The sequence below is a fragment of the Kitasatospora sp. SolWspMP-SS2h genome, assembly GCF_003259315.1.
Lineage (GTDB): Bacteria > Actinomycetota > Actinomycetes > Streptomycetales > Streptomycetaceae > Kitasatospora > Kitasatospora fiedleri.
This window is the reverse complement of record NZ_QLLT01000001.1, coordinates 345,345-360,346: the sequence shown is the minus strand read 5'-3', so window position 1 is coordinate 360,346 and position 15,002 is coordinate 345,345. Positions and strand designations below refer to the sequence as shown.

Annotated in this window: 18 protein-coding genes and 1 pseudogene; 11 read left to right on the top strand and 8 right to left on the bottom strand. The window is 73.8% G+C overall.

All coding sequences use genetic code 11. The features are described from left to right. Nucleotides 1-2: 2 nt before the first annotated feature. The 3 genes from K353_RS01555 to K353_RS01545 all read right to left on the bottom strand — a co-directional run bounded on the left by K353_RS01555 (nt 3) and on the right by K353_RS01545 (nt 3,864). Nucleotides 3-1,364 (bottom strand): adenosylmethionine--8-amino-7-oxononanoate transaminase, encoded by a 1,362-nt coding sequence (locus K353_RS01555; protein ID WP_199527947.1) that lies wholly within the window; start codon nt 1,362-1,364, stop codon nt 3-5. Next, complete coding sequence (bioB, locus tag K353_RS01550; protein WP_111551694.1) at nt 1,364-2,626, bottom strand: biotin synthase BioB; 1,263 nt, start codon at nt 2,624-2,626, stop codon at nt 1,364-1,366. The genes K353_RS01555 and bioB overlap by 1 nt, the downstream gene beginning before the upstream one ends. A 254-nt stretch (nt 2,627-2,880) precedes the next feature. Next, nucleotides 2,881-3,864 (bottom strand): hypothetical protein, encoded by a 984-nt coding sequence (locus K353_RS01545; RefSeq protein WP_111551693.1) that lies wholly within the window; start codon nt 3,862-3,864, stop codon nt 2,881-2,883. A gap of 463 nt (nt 3,865-4,327) precedes the next feature. Between K353_RS01545 and K353_RS01540 the strand changes: the two genes are divergently transcribed. After that, a complete protein-coding gene (locus K353_RS01540; RefSeq protein ID WP_111551692.1) occupies nt 4,328-5,062 on the top strand; it encodes a hypothetical protein in 735 nt (244 codons plus the stop codon). On the opposite strand, the gene K353_RS01535 is transcribed toward K353_RS01540, so the two are convergent. From K353_RS01535 to K353_RS01520, 4 genes are all read right to left on the bottom strand, one after another. Beyond that, a complete protein-coding gene (locus tag K353_RS01535) occupies nt 5,049-6,443 on the bottom strand; it encodes an MFS transporter (RefSeq protein ID WP_255410654.1) in 1,395 nt (464 codons plus the stop codon). The two genes, K353_RS01540 and K353_RS01535, sit on opposite strands and share 14 nt — an antisense overlap. Before the next feature lie 123 nt (nt 6,444-6,566). Further along, on the bottom strand, nt 6,567-7,067 hold the full coding sequence (locus K353_RS01530) for an Rrf2 family transcriptional regulator (RefSeq protein WP_111551690.1): 501 nt from the start codon (nt 7,065-7,067) through the stop codon (nt 6,567-6,569). 143 nt (nt 7,068-7,210) lie between these two features. Further along, the gene (locus K353_RS01525; RefSeq protein WP_111551689.1) at nt 7,211-7,627 is read right to left on the bottom strand and encodes a (2Fe-2S) ferredoxin domain-containing protein; all 417 of its coding nucleotides are present in this window, start codon (nt 7,625-7,627) and stop codon (nt 7,211-7,213) included. Next, nucleotides 7,624-8,052, bottom strand: coding sequence for a hypothetical protein (locus K353_RS01520; RefSeq protein WP_111551688.1), 429 nt, complete (start codon nt 8,050-8,052; stop codon nt 7,624-7,626). The genes K353_RS01525 and K353_RS01520 overlap by 4 nt, the downstream gene beginning before the upstream one ends. Nucleotides 8,053-8,412: 360 nt before the next feature. Here K353_RS01520 and K353_RS35080 point away from each other — a divergent pair. From K353_RS35080 to tgmC, 9 genes and pseudogenes are all read left to right on the top strand, one after another. Then, nucleotides 8,413-8,691: pseudogene (locus tag K353_RS35080) on the top strand (recombinase family protein); the annotation flags it as partial. 188 nt (nt 8,692-8,879) lie between these two features. Further along, the gene (locus K353_RS01510; protein WP_111551687.1) at nt 8,880-10,100 is read left to right on the top strand and encodes a helix-turn-helix domain-containing protein; all 1,221 of its coding nucleotides are present in this window, start codon (nt 8,880-8,882) and stop codon (nt 10,098-10,100) included. A 94-nt stretch (nt 10,101-10,194) separates the two neighbouring features. Next, complete coding sequence (locus K353_RS01505) at nt 10,195-10,518, top strand: hypothetical protein (RefSeq protein WP_111551686.1); 324 nt, start codon at nt 10,195-10,197, stop codon at nt 10,516-10,518. Then, nucleotides 10,515-10,772 carry a hypothetical protein gene (locus K353_RS01500; protein ID WP_111551685.1) on the top strand — a complete coding sequence of 86 codons (258 nt, stop codon included), beginning with the start codon at nt 10,515-10,517 and terminating at the stop codon, nt 10,770-10,772. The genes K353_RS01505 and K353_RS01500 overlap by 4 nt, the downstream gene beginning before the upstream one ends. Continuing rightward, nucleotides 10,769-11,101, top strand: a complete 333-nt coding sequence (locus tag K353_RS34735; protein ID WP_199527946.1) for a hypothetical protein — start codon at nt 10,769-10,771, stop codon at nt 11,099-11,101. Before K353_RS01500 ends, K353_RS34735 begins: the two co-directional genes overlap by 4 nt. A 402-nt stretch (nt 11,102-11,503) precedes the next feature. Further along, on the top strand, nt 11,504-11,767 hold the full coding sequence (gene tgmA / locus K353_RS01490; protein ID WP_233533286.1) for a putative ATP-grasp-modified RiPP: 264 nt from the start codon (nt 11,504-11,506) through the stop codon (nt 11,765-11,767). 10 nt (nt 11,768-11,777) lie between these two features. Further along, complete coding sequence (locus tag K353_RS37090) at nt 11,778-12,077, top strand: MvdC/MvdD family ATP grasp protein (RefSeq protein WP_370447539.1); 300 nt, start codon at nt 11,778-11,780, stop codon at nt 12,075-12,077. Nucleotides 12,078-12,296: 219 nt separating this feature from the next. Beyond that, a complete protein-coding gene (locus K353_RS37085) occupies nt 12,297-12,731 on the top strand; it encodes a hypothetical protein (protein ID WP_370447538.1) in 435 nt (144 codons plus the stop codon). Beyond that, nucleotides 12,728-13,843: an ATP-grasp peptide maturase system methyltransferase gene (tgmC, locus tag K353_RS01480; RefSeq protein WP_233533285.1), complete on the top strand. Its 1,116-nt coding sequence runs from the start codon at nt 12,728-12,730 to the stop codon at nt 13,841-13,843. The genes K353_RS37085 and tgmC overlap by 4 nt, the downstream gene beginning before the upstream one ends. 102 nt (nt 13,844-13,945) lie before the next feature. On the opposite strand, the gene K353_RS01475 is transcribed toward tgmC, so the two are convergent. Further along, entirely contained in the window at nt 13,946-14,296 is a 351-nt protein-coding gene (locus K353_RS01475; RefSeq protein WP_111551857.1) for a VOC family protein, read from the bottom strand. A 90-nt stretch (nt 14,297-14,386) separates the two neighbouring features. On the opposite strand from K353_RS01475, the gene K353_RS01470 reads away from it, so the two are divergent. After that, nucleotides 14,387-14,980, top strand: a complete 594-nt coding sequence (locus tag K353_RS01470) for a hypothetical protein (RefSeq protein WP_111551683.1) — start codon at nt 14,387-14,389, stop codon at nt 14,978-14,980. Nucleotides 14,981-15,002 lie beyond the last annotated feature (22 nt).

The following is a 15,002-nucleotide window of genomic DNA, read 5'->3' as shown; positions in this document are numbered from 1 at the left end:
TCCTAGCGGTCGGAGCGGTCGGAGCTGTCGGAGCGGTGGGCGCGGTGGGCGCGGGTGGAGGCGGTGGCCGCGGCGGCGATCGCCCGGCCGATCGCGGCCAGGTCCTCGTCCGGGGTGACGAACGGCGGCATGGTGTAGATCAGGTCGCGGAACGGCCGCAGCCACACGCCCTGCCCGGCCGCCGCCGCGGTCGCCGCGGCCATGTCCACGGGCGCGTCCAACTGCACCACGCCGATCGCGCCGAGCACCCGGACGTCCGCGACCCCGGGCCGCCCGGCGCACGGGGCGAGCGCGGTGCACAGCGCGGACTCGATCCGCCCGACCTCGCCGCGCCAGTCCTGCCGCAGCAGCAGGTCGATCGAGGCGTTGGCGACCGCCGCCGCCAGCGGGTTGCCCATGAAGGTCGGGCCGTGCGCCAGCACCGGGACCTCGCCGCGCGAGATGCCCTCGGCGACCCGGCCGGTGCACAGCGTCGCGGCCAGCGTCAGGTAGCCGCCGGTCAGCGCCTTGCCCAGGCACATCACGTCCGGCGAGACGCCCGCGTGGTCGGCGGCGAACAGTTCGCCGGTGCGGCCGAAGCCGGTGGCGATCTCGTCGAAGACCAGCAGCACGTCGTGCGCGTCGCACAACTCCCGCAGCGCGCGCAGGTACGCGGGCGAGTGGAAGCGCATCCCGCCCGCGCCCTGGACCACCGGCTCGACGATCACGGCGGCCAGCTCGCCCGCGTGCCGCCCGATCAGCTCGGCCAGGTGCGCGAGGTACGCCGGGTCGGCCGGGGCGTCGTACCCGGCGGGCGGCTCGGCGGCGAACAGCTGCCGGGGCAGCACCCCGCCCCACAGGTGGTGCATCCCGCCCTCGGGGTCGCACACCGACATCGGGTGGAAGGTGTCGCCGTGGTAGCCGCCGCGCCAGGTCAGCACCCGGTGCTTCTCCGGGCGGCCGAGCGAGCGCCAGTACTGCAGGCACATCTTCAGCGCGACCTCGACCGCCACCGAACCGGAGTCGGCGAGGAAGACGTGCTGCAACGGCTCCGGCGTCAACTCGACCAGTTTCACCGCCAGTTCGACGGCCGGACGGTGGGTGAGACCGCCGAACATCACGTGGCTCATCGCGTCGAGCTGCCCGCGCACCGCCGCGTCCAGCTCGGGGTGCCGGTAGCCGTGGATCGCCGCCCACCAGGACGACATGCCGTCGACCAACTCCCGGTGCCCGCCCACCGGTTCGGCCAGCCGCAGGCGCACTCCCGCGGCCGACTCCACCACGAGGGGCTGCACCGTTCCCGGCATCGGACCGTACGGGTGCCAGACGTGCGCCCGGTCCAGTTCGAGCAACCGGGCGGCGTCCGGGGTGTGCTGACGGTCCATCAGGCGTTCGGGGCCAGCTCGGTGCCCGCGCCGCGACGGCGCACCCGGACCAGGTCGGTGCGCGCCTCGTCCTCCGTGCTCGGGGCCGCGACGGCGCCAGGGGCTTCGGCGGCTCCAACGGCTCCGGCGGCTCCACGGGCTCCGGCGGCCTCGACGGCCGGCGCGCTCTCGCCGTGGCCGCCGCACGGGCCGCAGCCACCGCCCGTCCCGCAGGCGCCCTCCTCCTGGTGGCCGCCGCAGCCGGTGGCGGCGGCGTGGACGCGGTGGCGGGGGAGGGTGGTCTGCTCGGCGCCCTCCACCTCGAAGCCCGCGTCCTTGATCATGTCGAGGTCGGCCTGCCCGGCCTGGCCCTCGCTGGTCAGGTAGTCGCCCAGGAAGATCGAGTTGGCGATGTGCAGGCCCAGTGGCTGCATCGAGCGCAGGTGCACCTCGCGCCCGCCGGCGATCCGCACCTCGATGTCCGGGCAGACGAACCGGACCATCGCCAGGATGCGCAGGCAGCGCTGCGGAGTGAGGTTCCACTCCTCGGCCAGCGGGGTGCCCTCGAACGGGATCAGGAAGTTCACCGGCACCGAGTCCGGGTCCAGCTCGCGCAGCGCGAACACCACGTCGACCAGGTCCGCGTCGCTCTCGCCCATGCCCGCGATCAGGCCCGAGCAGGCCGACAGGCCCGCGCCGTGCGCCTTGGCCACGGTGTCCACCCGGTCCGCGTAGGTGTGGGTGGTGGTGATGTCGCCGTAGGTGGCCTCGGAGGTGTTCAGGTTGTGGTTGTACGCGTCCGCGCCGGCCGCCTTCAACCGCTCGGCCTGGTTGTCCGAGAGCAGGCCCAGGCAGGCGCAGACCTCGACGCCCTCGTCCGCGCCCTTGATCGCCGCGATGGTGTCCGCGACCCGGTCGATGTCCCGGTCCGTCGGGCCGCGCCCGCTCGCCACCAGGCACACCCGCTTCGCCCCGCCCGCGACGCCCGCGGCGGCGGCCTGCGCGGCCTGGTCCGGCTTGAGCCAGGTGTACTTGAGGATCTCCGCCTTCGAACCGAGGCGCTGCGAACAGTACGAGCAGTCCTCCGGACACAGCCCGCTCTTCAGGTTCACCAGGTAGTTGAGCTTCACCCGGCGGCCGAACCACTGCCGGCGCACCCGGCCGGCGGCCGCGACCACGTCCAGCAACTGGTCGTCGGTGGTGGCCAGCACGGCCAGCGCCTCCTCCCGGGTGGGCAGTTCCCGGCGAAGGCCCTTGTCGGTCAGGATGTCGAGGAGGTCCATGGCCCGATCCTGCCCGGGTGGCCCCGGCGTCCGCCAGAGGGAACCCGCCAGAAGATCCCCCGCGGGCTGTGCGAGTTGTCACAGTGTCGCGGCTCACAGTGACCGCCCGGACACCGGCGCGGACCGCGTCGGACTGCGTCGGACTGCGTCGGACTGCGTCGGGCCGTGCCGGGCCATGTCGCGTCGGGCCGTGTCGCGCCGGACCGGGAGCGGGCGGGGCGGCCGGGGCCGGGGTCAGGCGGGCTGGGCCGGGGTCAGGCGGGCTGGGCCGAGGGACGGTGGTCGATGACGATCCGGGTCGGCGGGCGCTCATCGACCGCCGCCGTGGAGTCCGCGGGCAGGGTGCGGCGGATCTCGTGGGACAGGTCGACGTAGTACGCCAGGGCCATGGCACTGTCCTGGAGGTCGCGGGCCGGGCCGGTGCCGGTCTCCCAGTAGGTGGTGTACAGGGCGTGGACGGCGGACATCAGGCTGGGGCCGGACAGCCGGACGGTCACCATGTCGCTCTTCTCGTCGGTGGCGGCCGGCGGCAGCTGGAAGTACTTGGCGCCGGCGGCCCGCGCGACGATGAACTGCCAGGCGTGCGGGTGGCAGACCAGTTCGGCGGTACCGATCTGGGCGGCGGTCCGCAGCACGGTGGACAGCTCCGCGTCCAACTGGTCCCGGAGGCGGTCCGGTCGCACGGCGGGCGCGGGGACGGCGGGAGCGGGGACGGCGGCGGGCTCCGGCGCGGGCTGCCGCCCGCAGGTCAGTTCGGAGAGCAGACCGGCGGCGGCCTGCTGCTCGGTGCTGTCGGTGTAGTCGGTGCTGTCGGTGGGGGTGGAGGCGGGGCCGGGGAGCGGGTCGGGGGTCGGGTCGGACGGGGCGGACAAGGCGGTCTCCTTCGGGGCGGCGGGCTCGGTGGGTTCGGCGGATTCGGTGGCCTCGGTGCGGGCGTCGGTGTCGGCAGCCGGCACCGACGCAACGGCGGTCGCGGCCTCTGCGGCGGGCTCCGGCGCGGGCTCCGGCCCGGTGCTCGGTCCGGCGTCCGCGCCGGAGGGCGGTGCGGTCCGGGCCGTCCGCAGTTCGGCGAGTCCGCTCTCCCAGGCGGCCCGGGCCTCGGCCAGTTCGCGGCGGAGTCCGTCGATCTGCCGGTGGGCCAGGGCGAGGTCGCGCTGGTCGCGGTCGAGGGCACGGAGGACCTCGGTGCGGGTCCGGTCCAGGCCCTGGCCGAGGGCGGCGGCCAGATCGGTGCGCAATTCCGTTTGGCCGGAACGGATTTCCCGCAGTTCTTCGATCAGTGCGGGGGCGGTTTCGGTGCGGAGGAGTGCGATCTGTTCGGCGGTTCTCGTCATGTTCCCTCCCGTGGGCGGCGGGTGCCGCCGCGGGCCGGCCTGCGGCGGTCGGCGGTTTCCGGTGGTGTCCGGGCCAAGCGTGGTGGGCGGGTCAGCAGGTCGGGGCAGGCTGTCGGGATTCCGGCGATCACTGGCCGGAATCGCCTCGCCGCCTTGTTCGAATGGTGTGTTGCGGGTTTCCCCACCCCCGCCGGGAGCCCTTTTCGCGGATTTCCGGCCCGGCCGGGAAACGGATTCTCCGGGGCGCGGCGGAAACGTCGACCGGGCGGAGCGGGCCGGGTCGGGCCGGCGGACGGGTTCGGTCCGAAGTGGGCGTGCGTCCGACCCGAAGGAAGGATCGTCCGATCAACTGCTTACAATCTGCGCCATGACCATCCAGCGGGGCCCGCACGCGCGCGGGGACGACGAGCAGCCGCCGCACGGGCACCGGGCGAGCGGCAAACGGCGTCGGCTGGCCGTGCTCTGGGGCGTCGTCGCGGTGCTCGCGGCCGGCGGGGTCTGGGTGGTCGCCACCCCGCACCACCGGGGCGCGGCGTCCGGGGCGCCCAGCGGCGACAAGCCCACGGCCCAGGCGGCCGTGGCGGGCCAGCCGGTGGAGCCGCTGACGGAGTCTCAGTCCTTCCTGGCGGAGCGGTACTTCCCGGCCCAGCGCGGCTACGACTACGACAACTACCGGGCCCGCCGCTCGACCGCCCGGGAGGGCGCCGAGTGCCGGGGCGTGCAGAACGACAAGGCCCGCGACCTGCTGGCCGAACTCGGCTGCCAGGGCTGGCTGGGCGTCGCGCTCACCCGCAACGACCAGCCGGTGGCCTCCAGCGTCACGGTGCTGCGCTTCCTCGACGAGGGGTCGGCGGCGCGGGCCCTGCCGACCGTCCGGGACAAGGCCGCGGACTTCGAGTTCACCTACCCGGAGGGGATGTTCGCCCCCGCCGCGAACGTCCGGCCGATGTCGGCGACCCGGGTCGAACTGGTCGGCCACCACATCACGCTCACCGTCTCGCGCTACCTCGACCAGCGGGCCGGCGAGAAGCCCGACGACCTGCTCACCGCCAGCAGCCGGTCCGCCGCCGCCGTGGCCGGCCAGCCGTTCATGTGGATGTAGGACCGCCCCGCCCGGACGCGCCCCGCCCGGACGCGCCCCGCCCGGACGCGCCCCGCCCGGACGCGCACCGCCCGGACAAGTCCCGCCCGGACCCGGCTCGCCCGGACGCGCCCCGCCCGGACGCGCCCCGCCCGGGCCCGCCCCGTCCGCGCCGCCCGCAGGCCGTCGCCCGCAGCAGCGCCCCGGCCACCAGTGCCAGCACCGCCGCCAGCGCGAAGACCGCCGCCGCCCCGGACGGCAGCGCCACCCCGCCCAGCACGCTGCCCGCGCCGATGCCCAGGTAGATGCCGGACGCGTTCAGCGACACCAGCAGCGCCCCCTGTCCGGGCGCCGCCGCCAGCAGGCGCAACTGCTGCGGCGGGGTCTGGCACCAACTGCCCGCGCCCCACAGGAACGCCAGCGCCCCGACCACCCCCGCACCGGCCCGCACCGGCCCGGCCGCCAGGCCCGCCAGCACCGCGAACGCCGCCGCCATCACCGCGTACCCGACCGTCAGCACCCGCACCGGCCCGTGCCGGTCGGCGAACCGCCCTGCCAGCAGGTTCCCGGCCACCGCGCCCGCCCCGTACAGCACCAGCGCCACCACCACCGCCGTCCGCCCCGAGACCCCGACGGCGGCCAGCACCGGCACGCTGTACGCGTACGGGACGTAGCAGGCGGCCATCCCGAGCACCGTCAGCGGCAGCACCGCGAGCACCCCCGGGCGGCGCAGCGCCGCCAGCCGGGCGCGCAGCGGGACGGCTTCGGTGTCCGGCAGCGGCGGCAGCTGCGGCAGCGCCAGGCGCACCGCGAGCGCGCACAGCGCGGTCAGCGCCGCGACCGCCCCCAGCGCGGCCCGCCAGCCCAGCCCGACGGCGGCCACCCGTCCCAGCGGCACGCCCAGCGCGGTGGCCGCCGTCAGCCCGCCGATCACCACCGCCAGCGCCCGCCCGCGCCGCTCGGGGCCCACCAGCGCCGCCGCGCTCGCCCCCGCCGTCGGCGTGAACGCCGCCGCGCCGAGCGCCGCGAGCAGCCGCCCCGCCAGCAGCGCCGGGTAGGTCGGGGCGAGCGCGGTGAGCGCGTTGGCGGCGGCCAGCAGCACCAGCGCGCCGACCAGCAGGGCCCGCCGGGGCGCCCGGGCGGTGGCCACCGCGAGCAGCGGCGAGGCGAGCGCGTAGCAGGCGGCGAACAGGCTCACCGACTGCCCGGCGGCCGAGGTCGACACGTGCAGCGCGGAGGCCGTCGCGGGCAGGAACCCGGCGGTGACGAAGGCGTCGGTGCCGACCGCGAAGGTGCCCAGGGCGAGCACGGCGGCGGGACCGAGACCGTCCCCGGTGGCGGCCGGAGCGGTGGGGGCCGGGGCCGGGGCGGTGGGTGGTGGGGCCTTGGGCGCGTCGGTCACGGGGGAGCCCTCCTCGGAGGCAGGCGCGGGCCGCTGTTCCGGACATCCGGTGTCCTGAATCATTCGGGACACACTGTATCCAGAATCAGCGGACGGGAAAGGGGAGTTCCGGGGGACGGGCGCTCAGCCGGTGGCGTCGGCGGTGCCGGCCAGGCGGGCGTAGTTGGCGCGGACCCGGGCCGCCGAGGCGGCCGGGGTGGCCGCCGCCAGGTCGGCGACGCTCTGCCCGGAGAGCTCGCGCCGCCAGGCCAGTTCGGCGCGCCGCATCGCGGTGGAGACGCCGCACGGGCGGGCGAACTCGCGGGCGGACGCGCCCGTCGCGGAGACGCCCCGCTGCCGGATCTCGGCGCAGGCGAACAGCGGGTCCGGGCCCTCGACGGCGGCCACCACGTCCATCAGGCTGATCCGCTCCGGCTCCCGGGCCAGCCGCACGCCCCCGCGCGGCCCGGAGACGGACGTCAACACCCCGGCCCGGGTCAGCCGTTGCAGCACCTTGTTCAGGTACGTCGGCGACAACTCGAACATCGCCGCCAGCCGCGCCGAGGGCACCGGCTCCGCCCCGCCCACCCAGACCAGGGTGAGGCAGCAGTGCAGGGCCCACTCCACGCCTTCGCTCGTCCGCATATTCCGGATGGTAGCTATCCGGAACCCGGCCGCGCCAGCACGGGCCGGTGCCCCCGGGGCGTCCGTGCCCCGGGGCGTCCGTGTCCTCGGAGCGTCCGTGCCCTCGGGGCGTCCGTACCGTCGGTGCGGCAGCGGCGCGCGGATCAGTCGTCGAGGTGCTGCCGGACGCGGCGGGAGGGGGAGAAGACGTACAGGTCGAGGATGGCGGGCAGCGGGGCCAGGCCCGGGCCGCCCGCCTCGATCCAGGCGGTGATGTCGGCACCGGCGTCGCGGTCGTTGACCAGGCCGAGCCAGACCGGCCGGCCACCGGCCCGGCGGCCCTCCGCCGAGGGCTGGACGACCACCACGTTGGCGTGGTCGCAGGAGTCCAGGCAGGCCACCGGGCGGACGGTGGCGACCTCGGCCAAGGCGCCGCGCAGGTCGGCGAGTTGGGCGGCGTGGTCGAGGCCGGGGATCTTCGGGGTGCCACAGCAGCACCCCCGGCAGACCGAGACGGTGCAGCGGGCGGGCGCACCCTGCGCACCGACGGCGGCGGCCTTCTCGCGGGCCCGGCGGCTCATCGCAGGACCCCCGCGGCGGCGGCACGCCCGGTGACGGCCCGCCGGGCGACCGGCCGCCCGGCGATCCCGTTCCGCGCGGCGACGCGCGGCAGGCACCGGCCGTCCGGCCCCACCGGGACGGCCACGCCCCCGCGACCGGGCCCGCCCCACGACAGCCACGGCGACGGCGACAGGGCACCCGCCAGGTGCCGGACCGCGAGCACGGCCCGCAGCGCGGCGACCGGCACCGCGTCCCGCGCCACCACCGCGCCCGCACGCTCCAGGACGGGACCCGATCCGGCCCGGCCCCTCCCGACACCACCGCGCACGGCCGGCACCGCCGACGCGCCGCCGACACCGTCGCCCACCCTCAGCACCCGCCACCCGGCGGTCTCCCGTTCCTGCACGGCGGCGACTTTATCCTGCGTCAGCAGCGGGACCCGCACCCCGGGGCCTCCGGCCTCCGCCGCCGCGCTGCGGGTGGACGGTTGCCGTCGCCCGGCGGCGGAGCCGTCCCGGCCGACGGGGCCACGGCCGTTCGGCCCGCGTCCTCGGACTCCGTGGCGAGCGGCGCGGGTTCGGTCCGTGCGGTGGCGGTGGCGGTGGCGGTGGCGGCGGGCCGCGGTCGGCAGCCCGCGCCCGCTTCAGGACGAGGCGGTCCGGGGGCGGCGCAGGCAGAACTCGTTGCCCTCCGGGTCCGCCCACACACAGAACTGGATGTTCTGGAGTGAGCTACGGGTACGGCGGTGCTGGTCAGGGAGTCGGACGCGGCGGTTGGCGGGTGACCTTCGCCCTCTACGTGGAATATGGGAGACGTACCTAACCCCCCTGCCGGAACCGTGTTCACCGAGACTCTGCGGGGCGTCCGGTGCATCCGACTGTCCGTCGTGACGGATGAGACCACCAGCCCCGAACGGCAGCGCGACGCGGGCGACCAGGTTGCCGCCGCACTCCACATCGACTTCGGCCAGGGCGACGCACTTCGGGAAGCGGTCGACCTGGACGTGTCGGCGTCCGAGACTTCCCCGTTCGACCGCCCCGAACTCGGCAAGTGGCTCGCCAACCCCGACAGCTTCGACGCCCTTAGACGACTCCGATATCTGGGACTGATCGTCCCGCCTTCCGCGAAAGCTCCCGTCCCTTCCTCCCTCATTGGGTGGTTGGGGCGGGGCCTTCTTGCGTTCCCGCTTGCTGCCCTGCCGTCACTCGCCCCTTCCCATGTGCTCGGTTCGAGTCGGTGTTGGCCTGGCAGCGCTGGTCCTACTCTTACTCCATGGCTATGGCTGTCGATCCGGCGCTGTCTGTTGGTCAGCGCATCAAGCTTTTCAGGGAGCGCGCGGGCAAGTCCCGTGCCGTGCTGGCCGGGTTGGTAGGCCGCTCAGAGGGATGGTTGAAGGCAGTTGAGAACGGCCGCCTCTTGCCGCCGAGGCTGCCCATGCTCGTCAAGATCGCAGAACACTTGGGCATCGAAGACCTGTCGGCCCTGACGGGGAACGTGTCGATGCCCCGAGCGTTGTTCTCCGGGGCGGAGCATCCGGCGCTGTCGGTGGTCCGGCGGGCCGTTGACTCGGCGCCGCTGGGCCTGGCGGATGGCCCGGTCCCGAGCGTCAATCACGTTGCGGCTCAGGTGGCTGCGGCTTGGCAAGCTCGGGACTCCCGGGGCGACCACCGTACGGCTCTTGGGGACCTGCTCCCGGCGCTGGTGTCTGCTGCCTCGGCCGCCGCATCGCACCCTGACTGCCCGGATCGTCGGCGCGCTGAGGTGCTGTATGCCTCGGCTCTGAATCTTGTCCAGATGTTCGCCGCCTACCAGGGGGATGGAAACCTGGTCTGGCGCGTGGCTGAGCGCTCCTTGGCGACCGCCCGAGCGTCCGGTGATGCCGTCGCCGTTGCGCAGGCTTGTTGGTTCCTGGTGGAGGCGTTCCGGAAGTCTGGGCAATGGGACAGCGCCCAGACGCTCACGGAGGAGGCTCTGCGGCTACTGGGACCGGCCCGGGGTGATTCTCCGTCGCTCGCTGCGGCATGGGCAGACATGGCGTTCCACGCGGCCATCACGCACGCTCGCGCGGGAGAGTCGGGCGAGGCTTGGGGCTGGTTCGATCGGGCCGAGGAGGTCGCCAGGACCCTGCCGGCTGACTTCTGGCACTCGCCGACCTCCGCATCTGCACGGGTAGTCCCGGTGCACGCTGTGACAGTCGCTGTCGAGCTGCGACAGGTCGGTACCGCCTTGCGGTGGGCTGACCGGCTGGCACCGGCAGAACTTCCTGCACGGCCGAGGCGGGCACGGCACCTGATCGAGGTCGCACGGGCATACGCCCTGCGGGACGAACCGGATTGGGTGGCGTCGCTGCTCACCGACGCAGTGGAGGCAGCGCCCGACACCGCCCGGTGGAACCACGAAACCCATGACTTGGTACGGGGCCTGCTGGACGGCCCGCCATCTGTTCGACCCGCCGCCCGTGACCTTGCAACCGCTACCGGGCTTGCCGCCTGACTGATAGTCAGGGGCACAAACTGTGCCTCTCGGCCGCCTTGAGTGCCCGTACCTTCCATGTGACGTGACGGGCATTCAGCGTTTTGGAGGCCGAATGAGCAGCATGCCGACCAGGGAACTCCCGTCGGTACTGACCCACATGGACTGCCAGGAGACGAACCGGATCGTTACGCGGTTCGGGGGCTGGAAGTTGCGCCCGGATGACCCTCGGGCCGTTCCGGCGCGCTACGTCCTGTCCTGCGTGTCCGAGGACGAGGACGGCACCGTGTGCGGTGAGACGTCCCGGCCGAGTGCCGACGCGGGGGCCGTGGCGGAGTGGGCGCGCACCCACACCTGGCTCGACCAGGACCACCGGTCGTACAGCCTGGACGCTGCCTCGGTCCCGATGGTGCTGGTGCCCGAGGAGGAACCGGCGTGAGCCGCAAGACCCTTGCCGCCTGCGTCCTGGCCGTGGCGGTCGCCCTCGGGCCCGCTGTTCTGGTGGTCGCCCTCGCCAAGCTCGACCCGTACGCCGCACGTCGGTGGGTCTGGTGGTTCTTCGCCCTGGCGGTCGCCATGCTCGGCATCGTCTACGGCGGGGACTGGGAAACGTGGTGGCGCCGAAGACGTGCCGCCAGGCGGTCCCGGCTGCGGGTCACGGTGCGCCACGTCCGTCCCGGACAGCCGCCGTGACCCTCGCTGCCGAGGTGTCGCCCACGCTGGCCGAGATCGGCGCGGGACGCCTGCCGGAACCGCCCGAGGAGAACGACGGGAACCCGTGGACGGTCGGGGACTGCTGGCTCTACTGCGGGCGCACCTCGGTCCGCGTGCTCTGGCTCGGCCCGGTGACCGCAGCCGGCGGAGTCACGGCCGAGCTGCTCGCCTGCGCCGACTGCATATCGACCCTGCACGGAAGGGCAGTTGCCGCCATGGCCAAGCGGGACAAGTCGGCGACCGAGCGCACCCACCGCGCTCGGCACGCCCGACCCCGGTCGAGATGGGGCACCAGGGTTCGGCAGTAACCCGACCGCTCGACTCCCGGCGTTGCCTGCGCTGCACCGGACTGCACAACCCCCGCCCCGGTGAAGGGACTTGGACGGCACGGACGAATGGGGCGGGGCACAGACGGATCACGGTATGGAGCGGAGATGCGCGAGTGCCCCGAGAGCGCCGGACACGAGGTCGAGACGACCACGGAACCGGGCGCCTTGTTGAGCGGTCCGGGCGGGCCGGTCTGGTTCCGGCGGGTGGGAAGGGTCAACGATCCCGCCGGAACAGGGCACCAACTCTCGCTCAGGGCAGACCAACTCCCGTGCCCGGAGTGGGGCACAACACCACCTCGCCTGTCTCTGTCCGGCAACAGGCTTGAGCGGGCAAGGTGGGTTCTTCGCACTTCCGATCAATACCGAAATGTAGGAGAAGAGTTGAGTACCGTTTCTGAACTCGTTCCCGCCGCCCCGTGGGGCATGCGGCGCATGGCGCCGTTGGGCAACGGCGAGCCGTCGCAGTGGCAGTACGCCGGGTTGGACCCCGTGACGCAGACCGGTCTGTGGTTCGGCGAGGACGGCGCCATGGGCCCTGCCGAGTTGGGCAAGCACGGCACGTCCGTGAACACCTACCCGACCACCCAACAGGGCAAGGACGGGAAGATGGACAGTGACTCCGGCTCGGACGCGACGCAGGACTAGGGGTAGCGCCATGGACGGACGCCCGGTGCTGGTCTCGACCGAAGTCGAGGACCCGACCGCCGATCTGGTCGTAGCGGAGTTGAACCGGCGCCGGGTGCCCGTCCTCCGGTTCGACCCCGGACGGGACTTCCCGACCCGCGCCGCGCTGGCCGCTTCGCTCACGGCTGACGGGTGGTCGGGGAGTCTCACGGTGGGTAAGCGCACCGCCGATCTCTCCGGCGTTCGCGCCCTCTATCATCGGCGACCGAGCCCGTACACGCCGGAGAGCGATGGCCAGGCCGACCGGTTCGCCGCGCAGGAGAACCGCTAGGGGCTCAACGGCGTACTCGGCGCGCTCCCGGGCTGTCTCTACCTGAGCCACCCGCAGGCCATCGCGCGTGCCGAGTACAAGCCCGCTCAACTCGCCGTTGCCGCCGGACTCGGGCTGCCGGTTCCGGCAACGCTGATCACCAACAGCCCCGCCGAAGCGAAGCTGTTCGCCACCGCGCAATCCGCGATCTACAAGCCCTTGCACGCCGGGGCCTACCACGTGGACGGTGAGCCCGCCGGTATCTGGGCGGCCCCGGTCGAGCCGGGGGAGATCACTGATGCGGTGGGCAACTGCGCTCATCTGTTTCAGGCGCAGGTGCCGAAGTCCGGCGACGTGCGCGCCGTGGTCGTCGGGGAACAGGTGTTCTGCGCGCTGATCACCGCCCCTCCCGGGGTGCTCGACTGGCGCAGCGCGTACCGGAGCCTGACGTACGAACCTGTGGACTGCCCGGAGCCGGTCCGGGCCGCTCTGCTGCGGTTCCTCGGTGAGTTCGGCTTGCACTTCGGAGCGTTCGACTTCGCCGTGACCCCCGAGGGTGAATGGTGGTTCCTGGAGTGCAACCCGAACGGTCAGTGGGCGTGGCTGGAGCACGCGGCGGGTCTGCCGATCACGTCCGCCATCGCGGACCTTCTGGAGAACGGAGTAACCGGGTGAACGAGTCCGAAGGGCTGCGGGCGGTGCTGGCCGCACAGCTCAAGGAAGCCGGGGTGATCCGTAGCGCCGAGTGGGAAGCGGCGGTGCTGGCCGTCCCGCGTGAGGCGTTCCTGCGGGACGGCTGGTTCGAGTACGACGGCGAGGGGTGGTATCGGCCCGTGTCGCTGGAGAAGTCGCCCGAGTTGATCGGCCGCGTGTACGAGGACGACACGTTGGTGACGCAACTCGCCGGCTGTGTGGTGCCCCGACAGGTCGAGGGCCGCTTGGCGCAGGTGCCCACGTCGTCTTCGACTCTGCCCGGACTGGTGGCCCGGATGCTCGAAGACCTGCGGGTGCAGCCCGGCATGTCCGTGCTGGAGGTCGGCACCGGCACCGGCTACTCAACCGCCCTTCTGACACACGTACTTGGCGACGATCAGGTGACGTCGATCGAGGTGGACGCGGACGTGTCGGCTCGGGCGTCCGTGGCACTCGGTGGGCTCGGCTACTGGCCCGAACTGGTGGCCGGTGACGGGCTCGCAGGCCACGGCAAGAGGGCGCCGTACGACCGGATCATCGCCACGTGCGGGGTCCGGACCGTTCCGGCCGAATGGATCGCACAGACCCGTCCGGGCGGCGAAATCCTGGTGACCGTGGGCGGCTGGATGAACGCCTCCGAGTTGGTGCGGCTCACGGTGGCCGAGGACGGAACGGCAACCGGTCCGGTGCTCGCCGGTGGGGTGTCGTTCATGCTCGCCCGCCCGCACATGCCCCCGTCGCTCGGCATGCTGCCCGCACTCGACCGGGGCGAGGCCCGTCCGGCAGGGATCGGCGCTGACGTGCTCGACCAGTGGGCGGCCCGGTTCGTGGCGCAGTTCGCGGCGCCCACGGCGCAGTACTTCGCCATGCCCCGGAACGGACGCACCGAGCACGTGTTGGTGGACGTGGACGACAGGTCGTGGGCCGTGGTGTTCGAGGACGGGGGCCGCTGGCTGGTCCGCCAGGGCGGTCCGGTCCGACTCTGGGACGCGGTGGCCGAACTGATCACCCGGTGGCGCGTCGCGGGTGAGCCCGTGGGCGAACGGCTGCGGGTGGTGGTCAGCGCCGAGGATCAACGGGTCGAGTGGGACTGATCCCAGTAGTTCACCCCACCTGGTAAGCCCATGCACAACGATGCCCCGTGCAGTCTCTCTGACCGTGCGGGGCCTCTTGCGTGCGCTGACGTGACGCTAAGGTCAGCAGAACTGGTAGTCAGGTGTGTTGGGGTCCGCCAGCACCAGCCGGTCCGTCGTCGTTCCGAGCGGACGGGCGCCGAAGGCCAGCAGCCGGGCCGGCTCCGCGTCCGGGTCGGGGCCGAGGGGGCTCAGGTCGAGGTGCAGGGGGAGGCGGACCGGTCGGGGGTCGGTGGTCGGGCTCAGGACCAGGGCGGGGAGCGGTCCGCCGTAGCCGTCCGCGGGCGGTCCGAGTTCGACGCTGCCGTCCGGTTCCCGGGCCAGTTCGACGTACCCGAGCACCGGGCCCCAGAACGCGGCCAGCCGCTCCGGGTCCGCGCAGTCCAGTGCCAACTCGCCGATGCGGCACGCCATGCCGGCCAGCATAGCCACCCGGCCGGACGTGCGGCGCGGCGCGGCGGTAGGCTGCCGGACTCCGGATGATCATCGGTACGGGGGCGCGGGGTGGAAGTACTGACAGGCACGCACCGGGCGCACTTCGTCGCGCTGTGGGTGCTGTTCGCGGCCGAGCTGCTCTGCCTGGCGGCGACCGCACCGCCGCTGCGGCTGCTGGCCCCGGTGTGGCTGTGGGCGGGCCTGGCCGGCCTGGTGCTGCTGCTGTTCGGCGCCGCCGTGGTCCGCTGCCTCGCCCTGCGGTTCCCGCGCCGCGGCGGCTGGTTCGACCCCGTGCTGTACGTCTGGAACCTGCCGCGCGGGACGAAGGCCTGGTACGGGATCGCGCTCTGCCTGGTCGGTCTCGGCCTGGCCACCGCCGCCGGTGCGCAGGACGCCCGCCGGGACGCGGCGGGCTCCTCCTACTACGTGCAACGCCACGACGTCCGCACCGACCTCACCCCCGCGCAGTACCGGGAGGTCCGCGGTGCCTTCGTCCGGATCGCCACCGGCGTCCCGGCCGGGCTGTGCGTGGTCGGCAGCTTCCTGGTGCTGATCTCGGCCGACGTGGCGTACGGCGCCGCCGAGGCCGCCGCCCGGCCCCGGCCCCGTCTCCAGCCCCGTCCCCGGTCCCGTCCTCGTCCGGGCGGCGCACCGAAGGACTGAGCTCCCCGTGTCCCGGCGCCCC

Bases quoted from the DNA above. Each gene is read 5' to 3' on its own strand.
- K353_RS01555 (WP_199527947.1), bottom strand. From the start codon at position 1,364: ATGGACCGTCAGCACACCCCGGACGCCGCCCGGTTGCTCGAACTGGAC.
- bioB (WP_111551694.1), bottom strand. From the start codon at position 2,626: ATGGACCTCCTCGACATCCTGACCGACAAGGGCCTTCGCCGGGAACTG.
- K353_RS01540 (WP_111551692.1), top strand. From the start codon at position 4,328: ATGACCATCCAGCGGGGCCCGCACGCGCGCGGGGACGACGAGCAGCCG.
- K353_RS01530 (WP_111551690.1), bottom strand. From the start codon at position 7,067: ATGCGGACGAGCGAAGGCGTGGAGTGGGCCCTGCACTGCTGCCTCACC.
- K353_RS01525 (WP_111551689.1), bottom strand. From the start codon at position 7,627: ATGAGCCGCCGGGCCCGCGAGAAGGCCGCCGCCGTCGGTGCGCAGGGT.
- K353_RS01510 (WP_111551687.1), top strand. From the start codon at position 8,880: ATGGCTATGGCTGTCGATCCGGCGCTGTCTGTTGGTCAGCGCATCAAG.
- K353_RS01505 (WP_111551686.1), top strand. From the start codon at position 10,195: ATGAGCAGCATGCCGACCAGGGAACTCCCGTCGGTACTGACCCACATG.
- K353_RS37090 (WP_370447539.1), top strand. From the start codon at position 11,778: ATGGACGGACGCCCGGTGCTGGTCTCGACCGAAGTCGAGGACCCGACC.
- K353_RS01475 (WP_111551857.1), bottom strand. From the start codon at position 14,296: ATGGCGTGCCGCATCGGCGAGTTGGCACTGGACTGCGCGGACCCGGAG.